Source organism: Staphylococcus sp. GDX8P54P, assembly GCF_017893165.1.
GTDB classification, from domain to species: Bacteria; Bacillota; Bacilli; order Staphylococcales; family Staphylococcaceae; genus Staphylococcus; species Staphylococcus borealis.
The window spans coordinates 180176-197736 of sequence record NZ_JAESMM010000005.1 but is presented as its reverse complement, the minus strand read 5'-3'; the positions used below and the strand labels follow the sequence as shown (position 1 = coordinate 197736).

The following is a 17561-nucleotide window of genomic DNA, read 5'->3' as shown; positions in this document are numbered from 1 at the left end:
CAAATTTTCCAAATAGCATTATCATATTATTTATGTTGAAGAATCTTTAAAAAGCGTTAGAACCTTTCGTTCTAACGCTTCGTCTACATTTATTGAAATTTGCATTTCAAATCCGATAATCAATGTACTTGTTTTAAAGTCCACGCACGACCGTTGACTAAAAAGAGAACAAGTCCTACTTACTCTCTTTCCTAAGTTATTTAAAACTTATTCTTAGCTATGCAATGTATTTCGGTTTATAACGTCCACGCATTGTCGTTGACATTTATATTATAACATTTTTATTAAATATTTCAATACTAATAAATATAATATAATTTAGTTGCGCTCATTCAATATATTTTGGATATGACTATGTTGCTTATCAAAAACGCTTAGTCCACGCTTTAAATAGCTTATTGTTTTGGAACTTCACAGTATACATCGTGTATCTATTAATAGAATTTACGATATCATTTACAATCTTTGTATTAACATGCGATTTTAATAATTCGTCTATCTCTATTTTACATTCATTATAAATTGTAGTGATATCAATCACATTTTGCACTTCTAATAACTTTGTTATTTTTACTCTACATTCAGCAATTAACATCTTATCTGCCTTTTCTTTTGCCATAATTTTTCTTTTTTGACTATTACGTGCTTCAGCCTCTTTTAATAATTGCTGTCGTTTTAACTCTCGCTCTTTTCTCAATGCTTCCTGTTCTTTTTCTCTTTGAATACGTCTTTCTCGTTCTAGTTCTTCTATATACGCAAGATATTTCTTTCTATGAAAATAATCAATCAAAGCAAAGACTTTCTGTTCGATGTTAGTGGGCAAAGCCATACTATACTTTTTAAAATCATTAATTAATTCAATATTCTTACTTGTAATAGGCTTTGATGAATTCGCATTAAATTCTTTCACATCTAACTCAGAGATTGTAGTCCACTCTTTATACATGTTTATCACTTTACAATGATACTCTGAATCATTCATTAATTTCTCATGATTTAAGAGTACATCATCCAACCAATCATCTAACAAAAATATATTCTTTCTAACCTGATACGCAATACGATTTGGAATGCCACTATGTTCTTTAAAATGTTCAATCCCAAGTTTCATAATTGTGTCTTTTGACTTTGATCGAAGTATATATTGATACTTTAATTCTTTTCCACATTCACAATATAACGGCGTATCATTACAACTCGTTCGGTAATTTTCATTTACTTTAAAGTCGATAAGTTCCCACTCTTCTGAATAGCGATACATATCATTGATTAATATATTCTTTTTTCTGTATTTATAATACTTAAACAGTATTTCTCTTTGGTTCTCAGTTAATTGACTGATTAAAGCATGTCTATGTTTCTCGTTATTCACATATCTCAAATAACCACCTCTTCTACTTATAAGGGTTAACTTTAGTTCATTACACATTAGTGTGATGGTTTGATTTGTATATTTGCATATGTAAAAAAGAGATATGACTAATCACTCATTAATCATATCTCTTTATCAACACTATGATATTCAATTATAATGCCTAGTCTCATAGCAGACGGCTACTACTGTACATGATTTTGTTTTTTAAAGTCCACGCATGGTCGTTGACTTAATTATATTATAATAATTTTATATAATAAATACAACATTTATATATTCTAACCTAGAAACGTTTAAATACAAAACAAAAAGAGTCCGGGACATAAATAATATAATGCAGCTATTTTGCAAATTCGCAGTAGCTGACTGAACTGAGAAGGCGCTTAATTCAAGCTTTTCTCAGTTCTAGTCATCCTTGCGGGCGGGGCCCCAACAAAGAGAATTTCACTAAAAAATTCTACAAGCAAAGAAAGCTGGGAGTGGACGACGAATTTAAAAGAATTCTGTCCCACTCCCTACATAGTGGAGACGGCGGGAGTTCATTAAAGCTTTTATTTGTTAATGTAAAAACATATATTAATGTTGTCATAACAATGATTATATTGCTTATCAAATTTAGTGTAAAATGTTAATCCGGTTGTTTCATTTAATCACTCCTTAAAAATATTGTTATTAATACATAAGAAATTTTTATAACTTATTTCTAGTGAGATTTATTTAAAATTTCTTTTTTTAATTTACTTCTCAAATGTTCTAATGTAATGGGATCTGTGAACCAATAATCTTCTGCTTTATATGAAATTACATGTCCTTTTTTTACAGCTTCAATATTCTGCCATGTATGTGTTTTTTCAAAATCAAATTTTGCGTACGAAGGTTTACTTAAAAATATATAATCACCAGCATATTTACTAATATTTTCTTTTGAAATGGAAGCATAACCTTTTTTATCTTCTTGTAATTTATCTTTATATTGCTTTGTCATTGGCATACCGAATGCATCATGAACAATATCCAAACCACGACCCCATGTAGAGTTATATATGTATATTTGCTTTTCATCTGGTTCAAACACAGATGCTGTTGCTTGACCAACTTTACTTTGAATTTCTTTTTTATCTTTTCTAGTTTTATCTTCCCACTCTTCAATCCATTTTTTGGCTTTATCCTCATTATTAGTCAACTTGCCTATTTCTTTTAATATTTCTTTATGATTGTATTTATTGTATGTATATGGGACTGTTGGCGCTATTTTTTGATATTTTTTAATATTTTTATCCATAGCATCTACAACTATTAAATCTGGTTTTGCTTTAGCAACTTTTTCAACATCATTTTCTCCAATATAATCAACCCCTTTTAAATAAGGTTTTAAAATTGAAGAATCTTTAGTTATATCTGAAACAGCAATTGGTTTGATTCCTAACTTTATAAAATCACCGACATAAAATCCGGTTAAAACAGCAACTCTTTTAGGTTTCTCTGGTACTTTCAGTGTTTTACCATTTTCAATTTTATAGTCTCTAGTCTTTATCGAGCTACTTGTTTTATCGACAGATGCTGAACACGCAGTCAAAATAAATAAACTACATAATAAAATTCCAAATAATCTTTTCATAATATCATCCTTTAATTTTTAATTTATATTCATTTTCAATTGATATTCATTTTCAATTATAGATTTTTAAAAATAATAGTCAATATTTGTATGTAACCCTCTCGATGATATGAATGTAATACGTAAATTTGTATTCACTGTCTGCAACGTGTACGATCATATTTTTATATCAATGTACAAAAACTGTTTTGCCATTAAAATAAGCACATTCCTGATTAATAGGTAGTTTAGTTTGAGCATTTTATAATTAAAATAAAAAATAGGCAAGTACCGAAGTACCTGCCTAGAAAAGGATCATTCGCTTTTTTACTCGGCTCTATAATAAAAAGCCTACAACCACAAGGGTTATAGGCTATATAATGGAGACGGCGGGAGTTGATAAATAGCATTATTAATGAATTTAAAATTCTTTATGAATGTTGTTATATCAATGTTTTGATTGCCTTAGACATTGAGTGTAAAATGTTAAAATTGCAAAAACAAGAAAAATTTGTGGCAATCATTTAAGATTATGTCACTACATAAATTGTATATATAATATATCTGAGCCTCTGACTACTACGTGTGTTTTACCGACAAAAATATAATTTGCATCATCAGAAATTTTTAATCTATCAAGATTATCTCCAGTGATACTTGTCACTTTTTCTGCACGTACATATGAATATTTAATTTCTGTTAATTCTTTAATTTCTATATATTTATCATCTTTTAATTGGATAAAGCAATTCATCATAAAACCTCCTTATATACATATGTAATTATATACTGTTCAAACTATAAATAAAAGTTATCTTATTTACCTTTTGTTATAATTTTATGTTATAATATAAGTGTATCAATAATCTATTAAATTGATACATCTGTTGTATTCGACTGGTTTCAGTTGAATACTCCAAACGTTTTTCATCTTGATAGTTTTCTTTAATTGACTTTATGGTCATTAATATGAATCTTTAAATTTAAGTTGTTCTCAGAATCTTACAATTGGGTTACGGAAACGTCACATTTATTTGTGGCGTTTTTTTAATACACTTATACATAAAACATTTTCTCACTGCAACACAGAGTTTCTCTCAGCGTCTAAAAAAAGCCCTATTTATATAATAAGGCTTTAATCACTAACTTCTGCAAAGATCGTTAGCGTTTGATTTATTCCATTATCATTAGTGACTGATACTATATTATAATCTTTTCCATTATATCTAACATACTGACGTGGATTAATTCCTTTTCTGTATCTGATAATGAAACGGACATTTTCTTTATTTGCTGTAAGTCTCCATTGTTGAAACTCATTCCCTTTCATTGTTTTAACATCTGCCCAAGGTGTAGCAATTACAACTTTAAATGAGCCAAACGCCTCAGGACTATCATTTTCCTGTTCTTCTAAAATTTCAATCTTATTATTAAAATGATATGCCATTGTTTATCCTCCTTCTTAAATTACTCGCATGCGAGTAATTAGGTATTTCAAACAAATTGTGGTACGTATCAGAATTTAAATATGACGATGTCGTCACATTACATCGCTCTTAAAAATTGCTCATAGTTATCAAATAAACCTACATAGGCATCTAGTAACGACGCTACACCATCAATACGACGTTTAGGCGACTGGTTCTTAATTGGCACAATGTTACCGTTTCTGTCAGTTTCACAACCTGTGTTACTCAAACACCACTTCAATATTGGATTATTATTATAATTAATTTTATGCTTCTCTAAGTCAGCGCCCATATTTTGCATTGGTAAACTTAACGTTTTAGCCCCCTGTGGTGTTCGTACCATGTGAAAGCCGTACGCTTCCATTTCATCTACCCAATATCTTGCCGAATAGTTATCGTAATATATCCACAGTGGCGATATGTCATAGTCATTCATCATCTCAATAAACCAGTCCGTAATATCGCTATAATCAATCGTATTGCCACTGCATAAGCGTAATAGGCCTTGCTCGTGCCATTTGTCATACGGTATTTTGTCCTCATGCACACGTTTATATAAATTATCTTCAGGCAACCAATACATCTGATGAACGTATCTCATTTCAGTTTCAGGGTCAATAAATAATAACGTGGCACAACTTAGGTCTGTTGTGATAGAGAGGTCTGCCCCACCTATCGCATACCAACCTGTAAAATCTTTAATATCGAATGTATTTTCATTATTGATTGCATCGAATGTTAGCCATGCGCTATTTGTCACTTCACGTATGTTAAAATCTTTGGTTAAGATACCTGTTAAGTCATTCATATTATTTTGCGCTCGTGCCACTTTACGCTCAATATCTTCAACTTTTTTTGATACACCTAATGCAGGATTAGCTTTCTGCCAACAATCAGGGAGCTTGTATTCTGCCTTATGGTCTAACTCATACATAATCGGTAGAAAGTTATCATCAGTGAAATTACCATCGACTACGTTACAAGCATACTCATATAAATCATCAAAGATTGTACCCCTATGCGTACCAGCTGTTGTAATCATAATCAGTAATGGCTGTGTACGTGCTGACTGAGATTGTTTCATTACTTCATAAAGGTTTCTATCTTGGATAGAATGTAATTCATCAATCACAACTAAATGCGCATTCAAACCATCTAACGAATTGGAGTTCTTGCCTAATGATTGCATCTTGCTAAAGTTATGTGCAAAGTATAAATCAGACTTACGCTTACGGATATTTCTGTTTAAATCTGGGCTCTGTACAATCATTTCATGCGCTTGATCGAATAATATATTTGCTTGGTCACGTTTCGATGCAACAGAATACACCTCTGAGCCACTTTCACCGTCTGCAATCATCATGTATAAAGCAATCGCTGCTAACATGGTTGTCTTACCATTCTTACGACCAACAAAGAAAAATGATTCAGTATAGCGTCTATAACCTGTTTCTCTATCCACAAAGCCAAATAACGCCGAAATATAAGCCTTTTGAAATAGGTCTAATACTAATGGTTTGCCAGCAAGTTCACCTTTAGAATGACGGCAGAAATTTTCAATAAATTGAATTGGTCGCATGGCTTTATCTTCATCAAAGATATACTTGTCGTGATGTTCCATGTCTTGAACTAATTTCTGATATTGTTTTTTAACACGTTTAGAAGTCACAATTTCGCCATTCTCTATTGCTTTATAATACTGTTCAATATAGTTAGCCATTAGTCACAAAGTCCATGAATGCGTCTGATTCTTCAGTGTCTTGTGGCAATAGAGATAATAATTGCTTAAGTGTAGCGTTATACTTCGAAACTGTCGTATTGTATGACTTCATAGCAGGGCTTTCTTTTAGATAAGACTGTTCACCTTGTGTGAAGATGTATGTTGCACCATGTGTGCGTACTGTATTTTTCAATTCTTCCATTGTTTCTTTCATGAAATTTAATTCTTCTATTAAATCATATGCAACTGGTTTATTAATATTATTATCTTTATCAATTTGCATTTTAAGTTGTTCTAAATTAATTGATTTATATATCTTATTCATATTTTATTCTCCTTAAAATAATTATTAGGCACCCCTAAACTTTTAAAATATCGGATAGAGGAAAAGTTAAGCCCAGCACCGGTTCCCCTCAAATCCTTTCATATCAATAACATGGGGGTGTATTTAATTTTATTATTATATTATATTTTTATTAAATTCCCTTTTTCATCAAATCTTAATCCTTCACCTGTTGTTGGACTGCCAAAGTGTTCTTGATTGTGGCACGTCTGACATAAACATTCTAGTAAATCATGGTTCAATGACACGTAAGGATTAGTATAGTTCTCTGAATTTAAATACACTTTGTGATGACAGATAGACGCTACATCTCCACATCGTTCACACATATAATTCTGTGATGCCATGTAACTATTCTTGCACTTTTGCCATTTAGCTGATTTATAAAACGCTCGTGGTACACTCCTAGCCATCGTGCTCACTTCCTAATGCATGTAATGCGCCTAGTAAGCTATCAATTGTACGCTTTAATCGTTCGCTATCTTGTGTTTGAGGGTCAAACCATAACTGAAGTATAAACTTTGCTGTTGTTTGTGCTAATGGCTGAACTGGTTCATCTAACCAATCACGACCAGTAGTAATATATAAGTAGTTTGGTATTGCCTCAACTAATGGAATGATAATATCATCGTTAAAATCTCCATCAACTCTCAAAGCATTACGTGCATCTTCTATTGATAAAATCATAGCGTTCACTCCTTTATGAATAAAGGACACCAGCTAATCACTGATGCCCTCACTGGTTTATATTGTTATGCTTCCGCTGTTGTAGTAGATAACTTAACAAACGCTTCACTCATTAATACACGAGTATCTGCTACTGCCATAGCTCTATAATCAATTAAGCCGCTGCGGAATGATGATTCACGTGATGATTCAAGCATAATACCTTGTGGCAAGTTATAGCCTATATAGTTGAAGTCACCTAAAATAATTGTGCCGTCTTCGATATTGTCATCAATGATAACTTGCTTACCAAAGATATATCCAACATTCTCATGTTGCGCATCTTGGATAAAGATAGGTCGTTGATTGTTATCCATCACACCGTACACTTGGTTATATAATGTAGCGTTACTCATTGCAAACTTCGCATTTTGTGCATAGCCACGTGATAACATACCTAATGCTTTTGTGAAGTCTGTGTACTTACCTGTTACATCTACTGTGTTTGTAGTGTCCCACTTGATGCCTGTTAGGATACCTTCGCCCTGTCCTTTACCTGTACCATTGATTAATGCATATTCGATCGCTTCAACAACACAGTTAGTTAATTCTTCTACTAGATAAGACTCGAACGCTTGAATGCTCATTGTTTTAGCTTTAACTGAGATAGAGAATACTTTTAAGATTTCATTAGCTTCAAATTGTACTGATGCTGTGATTGGTTTATCTGCTTCTACATAAGCGCCCTCTGTATGCCATTCTGCACGATCCTGTGGCGTACCGATTGGAATACGAATTTTAGTAGGCATATTAAACGTACGAACGTTTGCAAGTAAGCCACCTTGTGTGCGTGCTTTCTTAATTACTTCATTCAAAGTTTGCTCTGGAATAACTGCGCTTGAATTACTTGATGAAGCGAATTCATCTGCACGATGTTCAATGTCTTGTTGTTCCATTGCTCTATTGAATGTACGTTGTTCAATATCTGTTAAGTTTTTACCTAACATTGTTTTAAAGAATGCTGAACGATATTCATTTGAGCCAAAGATATTTTCTGTTGGCACTTCATTTTGTCCTCGTAATTGTGTCCCTGTAATTGGATTGTATGAACGTTGCTCTGTATTATTTTGTTCCACTTGTTGATTCTCCTTATCTTTAATATTTGCTTTAGCTTGGTTTAAGCCTTCGATTTCTATATTTAATTTAGTCACATTTGTTTCTGGGTCTGTATCAATTTGACCTTTAATTTCTCTTGCTCGTGTTTCGATTTCTTCTAGTGAAGAATTACGATAATAATTAAATGCCTCACTTACTGTATTAAACATATTAGTTAATCTCCTTTATAAATAATTTGTTAAGGTTAATTTTCGCTTGATTGATTTGTTGTTGTCGTATTTCCGCCTCTTGCATTTCACTTCTAGCCTCTACTGACGTTTCAGCATAAGCAGGAAAATTCACGACTGAAAACTCTAATACCTTATCTATCTTGTTGATAGTTCTTGTTCTTGTTTCCACATCATAGTCAAAGCCTTGACTACTACACGTGAAACCGAATGACATGCCTGTCATATCGCCCCGTTTTACTGCCGTATAAACAGAGCGTGCTTCTTCGGTATTAGGTAAGGTTGCCCGAATGTGCAAACCAACATCGCTAGTCCACACTTTCATAGTCTTAGGCGCTTTTGCTAAAGGTAACCTGTTTTGGTCATGTGACACTAATAGACGTGTATCATTCAGATTTACACCGTCTAACGCATTACGCTTAATGACTTCGCTATATGAGCCATTAGGTGTATTAATGAGCGCTGGTTTATTAAATACTATCGGTGTACCTTCTAGCACAAGTTCATCATCTGAACGATCTGTTTTGATTTCTGCGCTTCTAATTTCCTTCATCTTGTCCGACCTCCTTATCTCCCATCTGATAATTCTTTGCTAGCGTCTTTTCTATATAGTTAAGACTTTGTATGCGTTCGTCTCCATCTTCCACGCTTGATAGGTTCATTAAGTCACGTGCTTCATTGATTGTAAGTAAGCCAAGTGGTAACAATTCTTTTATCATATTTGATTTAGATTGATTACTCGCATACTGTAATTTAGATGATTCAAAAATAATACGATTACTGAAGGCTTGTTCACGTTCAGTAAATATTTTATCTGTGAGTTCTGATGAAAGTTGTATCGCAAAAGGTTCTATTGTCGATTCATAAAACGCTTGCCATAGATTTTCATCATATTTACCCGTCACAATATCCTCATTGATACCTAGATAGTCGTATATCTTTTTCTTAACGACTTCCATTTGTGATGTATCTATTTGAACATCTGACGTTTTTAATGGAATGTATTCAAGCATGGCATCTAAAGGAATAACGCCCCCGTTGTTACTCATAGAAAGATAATCATTCATAAACGCATCTTTCTTTTCCTTAAGTTTGGAATCTGCTAATTTTTGATTATATTTCAATATCCCTCTGATTTGTGCTGAGTTTTTAATCGCTGATTCCATACCTAAGTTTTGTGTATGAGCCAAGTCTAGCGTATTCATAATGGCTGAATTGTCATCACCTAATAATTCATTAGAATTAAAATGACGGCGTAATATAGCCACCTCGGACAATCTAAAATGAACAATCTCACCATCTTTAAATAAACACTTTAGAAACATCTCGCCTGCACCATCGACCACATACTCAACGCTTGTTGGTGTCAGTGGGTACAAACCTGAAAGATTTCCCTTATTGTCTTTTTGAATGAGAATAAACGCATTATTGAATAAGTAATATTGTGTTGCGATTTTATAAAGAAAATCATAACCACTCATATATGGGTTAGGTCTATTCTGTAATAATCGGTTAATTTTATAATTGTTAAAGTCTTTTGTATCGTTCACATGCTTACCTGATAACTTCGCAATATGTCGAGCAATTGCATCTACTGCACTCCGAAATATGTCATTTGAATACGCATCTCCGTTAAACTGCGAAAACGATTGAAGGCTACCTGAAAGCATTTCAAACTGTCTTGATGTGGTCTGTTCTATCTTATCCAGTCCAAGCATCTTATTAATCCACTTCGGCACATCGTCACCTACTTTTTATATTGTTCACGCTCTATTTTAGTACCTGGTACTAATTATTTACTTAAATTATACCACAAAAGGCTCTATGAAGCCAATTGTGGTAGGGGTTTTAGGCTGTTTTTGTCTTTGAAAATACAACGGGTAGCCAACACTCACGTTTTGCATCGGACGGCTTACGCAATATCGGTAATGAGAGCGATTTACCATCTACTAAATATACAAACGGCTCACATATGTTCATGGCTATATGCCCGTCTCTCTTGAGCTCAGCAATAATATTGAATGCTTGTTTATTCCAACCTATCCAAAATATGACGTTCTGCTGCTCACCACTGCTATATGCGCCATTACCTCTATAATTAAAATGGTTTTCATCAAATAGTTCCTCAATCTCCACGAATGAAGTCCCGTCGTGCCTTTTTATATATTCTAAAATAATTTGTTTCATTCTATTTTTGTTCATAGTTTTAACCTCAGCCTTTCATATGTTTTATTAAATGTTGGAACTATTTCCATGCACATTCCCCTTAATTTTCAATATTATGGAACTCGTTCAGACTTACTCTCACAAGGTGTTTAACCGTATAGTTCCATAATTCCACATTTTTTTATTAATAGAGCTATATATTTTAATTAATACTTAAACTAAGTATGATTAATAAAATTAAAATAATATTAGGTATTTAAATATTTTTATGGAACTTATGGAACTATATGAGTAAAACCATTGATATAACAACATTTAATAGTTCCATATTTTTAAATATTATTATGGAACTATTATGGTACTCATGGAACTAATCTAAATCTATAAATTCTAATTCTTTATCATAATTTGTGAAATCAAAACCTAATTCATTCATAATTTCATTTTTAATAGCATAACCTCTAGGTTTTCTACCTTCATGACTAATTCTTTTTGTATAGGTATTTTTATCTGTGATTAAATAACCACGTTCTTTCCATTGTTTTACAATTGGATTTAACTCATTTCCTAAAAGTTGTTTGACTGTCTCACCTAATACACATAGAAAATCATTTTTGTGTACGGCTTTAATGTCACCTTTAAATACTTTAGTGTATCCTTCACCTTCAATATTGTTTCTGTTAGCATCTAAATATTGTAATACGTTTTCTAATAGCAGCAATGGTTTATCAATATTTTTATTATTTCTTAACATACTGGTATGCGCTTGATTAGTAATCACATAGGGATCATGCTCAAATCCTTCAATATCATTTAATATTTCACCAGCAACTCTAAGTAGTGCAAAACTACGTGCTATCCTTTGCATTACTTCATTATTATTTGCTTTCTCAACGAAATACCTTAGCGCACTTTTAAATGCTTTCTTGTAATCTTCTTTTTTACTCTCGTATTGCTTAATAAATAATTTTCCTAAAAGTCCATGATTTTCTTCCATTGCGTCTGCTATATCACTAAAGGCTAGTTTATCCATGTTAGGAAACGGCTCATCTTGTAAAGTAATCACTCGACCAGCTAAGCCACCTTTTTCTGATAAATCGGGTATAGATACCTCACCACTTGAAAGCATAATATTATGCCATGTTTCTGCATAATCTAAGCCACGATTTGAATTAGCCCTGCTTTTTGATTCTCCACCTGAAAACTGATAAACAATATAAGGTAATTTATTGATATTATTGATTTTTCTTGTGTCGTCTTTAATAATTGGAAATGTATTCAAAAATGCTGCCATTCGTTCAATACTCACATTAGTAGTATTCCACTCAGTTATTAATCTGTCTGTTCCCCAAACGCTTGCACATATCAATAATGTGAAAGTTTTACCGCTTGAAGTACGCCCTGATATTTCACTTACAAAAGGATCAACTTTAAAATCCTTCAATAAGATAGAGCCTAGCGAACTATATAACATCATCATCACCATAGGTTTAGACTTAATCGGATTAAATACGCCGTTTATATAGCCTTCAATCGTTCCTTTAGTTTCAAAGGCTTTAATTAAAGATTGATAACCTTTATCAGAATTAAACAACTGATGTTCGTTATTTTCTTGATCTTCTTCATAAGGTGATATAAAAGCGTTCCCTATATAACCTAAACGTGTGGCTATATTAATAACGGGTTTATTGTTTATTCTCATAAACATTGCCAAATATTCTACTAATTCAGTACGATTAGAAGTTGTTACGTCAAAACCTTTACTTGCTAAATTTATTATGTGTTGAGCATCAACGATTTCACGTGCAGTAACTTTTAATTCATAGGGCAATTTATTTTGTGTAAAGGATAATTGATAATAAAATTCACCAGTTTCAACATCTTTAAATTTATGTTTAATAAATGGTGGTGTAGATGTTAGTAGTTTAGGCACAACTTGCTTATTATCACCTTTTCCTTTTTCTACAAGTTTATAAAGCCAATTGTTATCACCAATCACATAGTTATCAGGTATTTTCTCTTCATCATTAAGTATCACATCAAAGTCATCAAACTTTTTAACTTTATAAACTTCTTTTTGATTTGCAATAGCCTTATTAAGCTCTAATTCCCCCCATGTGGTATTACCACGCTTACTATCCCATTTATCAGTTAAATTATTATAGGTTAAAAATATCTGTTCCATTTGCTGCTTATCTTTGCCTGTATAGAAAGCTAGATAATGCAATAAGCTTTGCACTGCTTCACTAGGACTATCAAAATACTTTTCAAAGTTACCTTCCAATAAGTCGCTAATCTTATCTTTTTGTTTAGATTTCATCATAAGATTTATAACTTCTTCATCTGATAACTCGCTTTTATGATTAGGATCATAAGTTAAAGTAGTTTCAATAGTTTGTTCTTCTTTGAAGAATCGTTCTACTAAATTATTTAATATTTCCTGTTCTTCACAAATTTCAGATTGTCCGATTGTTTCACCTGTGACTGTCATAAATCTAGCCTTATCGTACAATTCTATATCCAAATCTGAACGCTTTTTCTTACGTTGTTCAGGTAATTCTCCTTTAAAAAAACAATGTAATCCAGTACCACTAGGCGACATTTCACAGTAGGTGAGTTCTGTCATTTCTAATGCTAAATCTGAATTGATTTGACCGTTCTCATCAATAGCATTATCTATATCTAATACTATATAATCATCATCTTTACTTAATACAAATCCAAGTCCTTTATATAACTTATTATTTTCCAAAATTTTATAAACAAAATCAAAACTAGACCAATCATCTCTTTTAGTAGAACTAGCTTTGTAACCTCCACTTTTATAAGGTACTTTTTTAAATTCCTGTTTCTTATCATTCCATTCAGCACGCCATAATACCCATTGTGGCAATTCTTTTAATTCTTCGGGTATTTCTAGCGTATTTACTTCAATTATCTTATCTTTTTCTTTAATTGCCATTTAATTCCTCCCAAATACTTCTAAAACAAAGCACGAAATGGTAAAATAAAAATGTGGTAAATAAACCATTCCATGCTTGTTTATTAGTTGTATATTACGCTATGCGTTATCAGTTCTGTCGCCAAACTTCGCTGATGACGCTTTTTCTATTTGTAATCTCATTTCATACTCATTTTTTTGAGCCTCTACTAATCTTTCATACATAAGTTCAATTGCTTCTTTTTTGTTATTGTTCTTTAATAGTTCAATTGCCTTATTATATGTTTTAGCTTCAAACGCATGTGATGTATATAAGACTATATCTTTCACACGGTTTACTTTTTTATGATCATATTTCTTTTTGAATAGTTTCATCTTATTTCACTCCATCAAAATTATTTTCAATTTGTTGTAATGCCCACTCGATTATTGCTTGCAAGTGTTCCTCACGATTTACTGTTTCAACCCATTCATTATGACCTTCTTCAAAACGATGTTCATATTCTGTTGCTTTATCCCCAACAGTTGTCCCTAACGTTGTATAAATATCTTGAATAACATCTTTTTGTTCTTGTTCCATCTTTTACGCCTCCAAGTTTTCATAATTTAAGAATGCGATTGTGCTTCCTAATAGATAAATTGCTAGTCCTACATGAAACGCTATAAACGCACTAGCTAATACAGTAATTAAACTGATTAATAATAGCTGTAATGTGAATTTAACCATTTTGAACCTCCTATGAACCTACTTTAATATTTTTACTAAACAAATCATCAATTGACATACCATACATTTCACTCAAGATTTTAGCCTCTGGTAATGTGAAATAAGCTTTACCACTTTCTTTCAATTGATAACGTTGTGGAGTTATTCCTAATTTCTGAGCTACTTTCTTTTGAGTATCTCCTTTTTCTTTTCTTGCAATGTATAACATCGGATAATTTAAACTTGCCATTGCAATTCCTCCTTTTGAACTTTTTAGAACTGTACTATAAAAATTATAAGTTCTTAAAAAAACAGAACTTTTTAGAACTTACAAGTTAATAATAATGTCTTTAGTTAAAAAAGTCAATAAAAACATTGTACTTTTTAGAACTTTAGTTATATTATATAGACATATATTATTAATAAGGAGGCTATTTCATGTACGATAAAGCTTCTATCGGAAAAAGAATAAAAGAAATTAGACTGAAAATTGGAAAGACGCAAACACAATTCGGTGATTTATTTTCAGCAAGTAAAGGTAATGTAGCAACTTGGGAAAAAGGAGTTTCTTTGCCAAATGCTAAGCGATTAAAAGAAATTGCAAGGCTTGGGGATATGACAACCGATCAATTATTATACGGTTACAATAAAGATGTGTATATCACAATTTATAATAATTTATTAGAAAATAATCCTAAAGAAACCTCTGTTGGTAAAGCATTAAGATACCCAGAAAAAGCAGTAATTAACGAATTATTAAAATCTGCAATTGAATATACGAGCGAAGTACCTATTTTTAAGGATAAGATAAAATCAGAAGAAGATATACTAAAAAATGAATTTTATTATTTTATAGAAAAAACATTTTTAGATTATTATGTTAAAAATCATAAATCTAACAATAATATCTTAATCCTAGCAGAAGATTCCATAACTAATATAAAATCTAATATCAGTGAGTATCAATTTTATGATTTTAACTTACAATTACCAAAAATTTTTAATGAGGCTACTTTGCTTTTTGATGAGTATGAAAATTCTGTTAGTTTAGAGTTGTTAAAAGAAATTGAAAAATTAAGCACCAATTTTTTAGAGGAAATTAACAAATTGAAAGCTAAATATCCAGATAATACTCCACAAAGGATAATAAATGCACAAGTATTTCAAAATGAACCTCTCAAACCGTTAGCTAATTATTCGTTTGATATTCCAGATATTAAAAATAATAAAGATAAGCAAAATTACATTTTCGAAAACCTAAATACTACTATCAATGAGTTAATAAAAGATAATCCTCAATTAATAAAATGGATTAATAAAAATTATATTCACAAGTGTGATTTAAATGAATCATAATTTAAACCTATCCCACAATATCCACAAAGATGGTAAACGTGGTACATATTATTTTAGAATTACCTATTATGATAGAACCAATAAAAGAAAAGAGATAAAACGCTCTGGTTTTAAGCAACGTAAAGAGGCTGTGAAAAAATGCAATGAGATTATGGACGAGTTGGAAGGTATAGGACAAATTAATAAATTGCCTTTTGATAAATTAGCTCAGGAATATTTAGATTGGTATTCTGCACGTCGAAAGGCTTCAAGTGTTAAATCCTTAAAGACACATTTAAATAATCATCTAATACCTCATTTTAATTCTATTGATGTTTTTAATCTTACGACACAAGATGTTATGAAGTTTCAAAACAAGAAATTAAAAGAAGGTCATTCAGGGGAATATCTTAAAAAAATGCATGTATTTTTAGTATCCTTACTTAACCACGCTATGAAGTACCATGATTTAAAATCAAACGTTGCTTCATTAGTTGGTAACTTTGAAATTGAATCAAACAAACGCCTTAATTATTGGACGCTAGATCAATTTAACCAATTCTATGAAGTGCTACCTACTATTGAACAAAAATTATTTTTCAAATTACTGTTTTATAGTGGCGCTAGAAAAGGCGAAATACGAGCATTGACGTGGCAAGATATAAACTTTGATGATAATTATATCCACATAAACAAAACGGACTATCACGGCGATGTGACAGTCCCCAAAACAAAAGCAGCCATACGTGATATTTACTTACCTACTCACATGATGGACGACTTAAAAGAATATTTGAATTGGTATCAAAATAATAACATATATAAAAATGAATATGTGTTATTCGGTACATTTTTCAAAGCATTTAGCGAGTCAAAAATAGATCGTTGGTTTACTAACGCTTATAAGTTACTTCCTACCGACTTCCCTAAAATAGTAATTCATGAAATACGTCATAGCCATGCGTCACTTTTAATTAATCACGGTGCTAGTTTAATGGTTATTGCTCAAAGATTAGGTCATTCTTCAATAGAAGAAGTAAGCACACGGTACGGACATTTATATCCTAGTACACAAAAAGAAATAGTTAAATACTTATGAGGTGTTATAAATATGAGTTGGGAAATAATAAATAATACAAAATTTGAACTTGATTTTAATAACTTAGAAAAAGATATAATCATTCTTAACAAAATAAATAATACTCAATTAGTTTACTTGAAATATGATGTGAAAAACAATACCTACATAGTAGATGAAATAGTCAATGGCTTGATCACTGAAATAAGTGACAATAAAAAATCTATAACAATATATAAAAATGTGGCGCTCTAAAATAGAGCGTCTTTTTTATGTTGTGGCATATCTGTGGCAATACTGTGGCAACAAAAATAAAAATCCTACAACCACAAGGGTTATAGGCTATATAGTGGAGACGGCGGGATTCGAACCCGCGTCCAGAGGTCCTGATACACACCTTTCTACGTGTGTAGTCTATTGATAAATTTCGCATAATAGTAAGCAACAGACAACCAGTATTATGCTAGTTTGATTGGATTTCATCTAAACAGACTTCAAACGGCAGTGTTTAGCATATCCTACTAGGGTTGAATCGCGTTAACAGCACGTAGGCGATGCTGTTAGGCGATGCAGAGTGCTATTACGCAGCTACTGCGAAATTATTGTTTGATTTGTCAGTTATATTTACTGAAATGTGTTGATGTCGGAGACAACCCTCCGACACGCTTAATGTGCTCGAGGGACCCCTGTCGAATCCAAAAACGCCCCCGAAATAATATTAGATACGTTTAGTATATAACACCCCTTTATGGCATCATGTACAAACGCAGTAACTGATTGAACTGAGAGGCTACTAATCTAAAGCATTTCTCAGTTCTAATC

Annotated in this window: 20 protein-coding genes and 1 other RNA gene; 3 read left to right on the top strand and 18 right to left on the bottom strand. The window is 31.8% G+C overall.

All coding sequences use genetic code 11. The annotated features are described in order from the left end of the window. Positions 1–364 precede the first annotated feature (364 nt). The 17 genes from KA909_RS02005 to KA909_RS01925 form a co-directional block, all read right to left on the bottom strand. Positions 365–1372, bottom strand: coding sequence for a hypothetical protein (locus tag KA909_RS02005; protein WP_142237148.1), 1008 nt, complete (start codon positions 1370–1372; stop codon positions 365–367). Between the two features lie 706 nt (positions 1373–2078). Next, the gene (locus KA909_RS02000) at positions 2079–2993 is read right to left on the bottom strand and encodes an iron-hydroxamate ABC transporter substrate-binding protein (RefSeq protein ID WP_193839606.1); all 915 of its coding nucleotides are present in this window, start codon (positions 2991–2993) and stop codon (positions 2079–2081) included. Positions 2994–3510: 517 nt separating this feature from the next. Continuing rightward, on the bottom strand, positions 3511–3726 hold the full coding sequence (locus KA909_RS01995; RefSeq protein ID WP_210129906.1) for a hypothetical protein: 216 nt from the start codon (positions 3724–3726) through the stop codon (positions 3511–3513). Positions 3727–4107: 381 nt separating this feature from the next. Beyond that, positions 4108–4419 (bottom strand): phage head closure protein, encoded by a 312-nt coding sequence (locus KA909_RS01990; RefSeq protein ID WP_210129905.1) that lies wholly within the window; start codon positions 4417–4419, stop codon positions 4108–4110. Positions 4420–4517: 98 nt separating this feature from the next. Continuing rightward, a complete protein-coding gene (locus KA909_RS01985) occupies positions 4518–6161 on the bottom strand; it encodes a terminase large subunit (protein ID WP_210129904.1) in 1644 nt (547 codons plus the stop codon). Further along, positions 6154–6486 (bottom strand): hypothetical protein, encoded by a 333-nt coding sequence (locus KA909_RS01980; protein ID WP_210129903.1) that lies wholly within the window; start codon positions 6484–6486, stop codon positions 6154–6156. Before KA909_RS01980 ends, KA909_RS01985 begins: the two co-directional genes overlap by 8 nt. A gap of 140 nt (positions 6487–6626) precedes the next feature. Beyond that, complete coding sequence (locus tag KA909_RS01975) at positions 6627–6917, bottom strand: HNH endonuclease (RefSeq protein WP_210129902.1); 291 nt, start codon at positions 6915–6917, stop codon at positions 6627–6629. Next, positions 6910–7191 (bottom strand): head-tail connector protein, encoded by a 282-nt coding sequence (locus tag KA909_RS01970; protein WP_210129901.1) that lies wholly within the window; start codon positions 7189–7191, stop codon positions 6910–6912. The genes KA909_RS01975 and KA909_RS01970 overlap by 8 nt, the downstream gene beginning before the upstream one ends. Positions 7192–7256: 65 nt before the next feature. Further along, positions 7257–8495, bottom strand: coding sequence for a phage major capsid protein (locus tag KA909_RS01965; RefSeq protein ID WP_210129900.1), 1239 nt, complete (start codon positions 8493–8495; stop codon positions 7257–7259). A 1-nt stretch (position 8496) separates the two neighbouring features. Further along, on the bottom strand, positions 8497–9066 hold the full coding sequence (locus tag KA909_RS01960; RefSeq protein WP_210129899.1) for an HK97 family phage prohead protease: 570 nt from the start codon (positions 9064–9066) through the stop codon (positions 8497–8499). Then, entirely contained in the window at positions 9053–10252 is a 1200-nt protein-coding gene (locus KA909_RS01955) for a phage portal protein (protein ID WP_348634704.1), read from the bottom strand. The genes KA909_RS01960 and KA909_RS01955 overlap by 14 nt, the downstream gene beginning before the upstream one ends. A 109-nt stretch (positions 10253–10361) precedes the next feature. After that, positions 10362–10715: a pathogenicity island protein gene (locus tag KA909_RS01950; RefSeq protein WP_151366276.1), complete on the bottom strand. Its 354-nt coding sequence runs from the start codon at positions 10713–10715 to the stop codon at positions 10362–10364. 334 nt (positions 10716–11049) lie between these two features. Next, positions 11050–13641: a phage NrS-1 polymerase family protein gene (locus KA909_RS01945; RefSeq protein ID WP_245339326.1), complete on the bottom strand. Its 2592-nt coding sequence runs from the start codon at positions 13639–13641 to the stop codon at positions 11050–11052. A 99-nt stretch (positions 13642–13740) separates the two neighbouring features. Continuing rightward, on the bottom strand, positions 13741–13995 hold the full coding sequence (locus tag KA909_RS01940; protein ID WP_037558399.1) for a DUF1474 family protein: 255 nt from the start codon (positions 13993–13995) through the stop codon (positions 13741–13743). A gap of 1 nt (position 13996) precedes the next feature. Next, the gene (gene tscA, locus KA909_RS01935) at positions 13997–14200 is read right to left on the bottom strand and encodes a type II toxin-antitoxin system antitoxin TscA (protein WP_210129898.1); all 204 of its coding nucleotides are present in this window, start codon (positions 14198–14200) and stop codon (positions 13997–13999) included. A 3-nt stretch (positions 14201–14203) separates the two neighbouring features. Then, a complete protein-coding gene (locus KA909_RS01930) occupies positions 14204–14347 on the bottom strand; it encodes a hypothetical protein (protein WP_164967148.1) in 144 nt (47 codons plus the stop codon). 10 nt (positions 14348–14357) lie between these two features. Then, positions 14358–14576: a helix-turn-helix transcriptional regulator gene (locus KA909_RS01925; RefSeq protein WP_210129897.1), complete on the bottom strand. Its 219-nt coding sequence runs from the start codon at positions 14574–14576 to the stop codon at positions 14358–14360. A 188-nt stretch (positions 14577–14764) separates the two neighbouring features. Between KA909_RS01925 and KA909_RS01920 the strand changes: the two genes are divergently transcribed. The 3 genes from KA909_RS01920 to KA909_RS01910 are packed head-to-tail and all read left to right on the top strand — an operon-like array spanning position 14765 to position 16994. Next, positions 14765–15682 (top strand): helix-turn-helix domain-containing protein, encoded by a 918-nt coding sequence (locus KA909_RS01920; RefSeq protein ID WP_011276365.1) that lies wholly within the window; start codon positions 14765–14767, stop codon positions 15680–15682. Beyond that, on the top strand, positions 15672–16760 hold the full coding sequence (locus KA909_RS01915) for a site-specific integrase (protein WP_210129896.1): 1089 nt from the start codon (positions 15672–15674) through the stop codon (positions 16758–16760). Before KA909_RS01920 ends, KA909_RS01915 begins: the two co-directional genes overlap by 11 nt. Positions 16761–16772: 12 nt before the next feature. After that, complete coding sequence (locus KA909_RS01910; protein WP_210129895.1) at positions 16773–16994, top strand: hypothetical protein; 222 nt, start codon at positions 16773–16775, stop codon at positions 16992–16994. Between the two features lie 92 nt (positions 16995–17086). Here the strand turns inward: KA909_RS01910 and ssrA are convergent. Next, positions 17087–17448: a transfer-messenger RNA gene (gene ssrA / locus KA909_RS01905) on the bottom strand. Positions 17449–17561 lie beyond the last annotated feature (113 nt).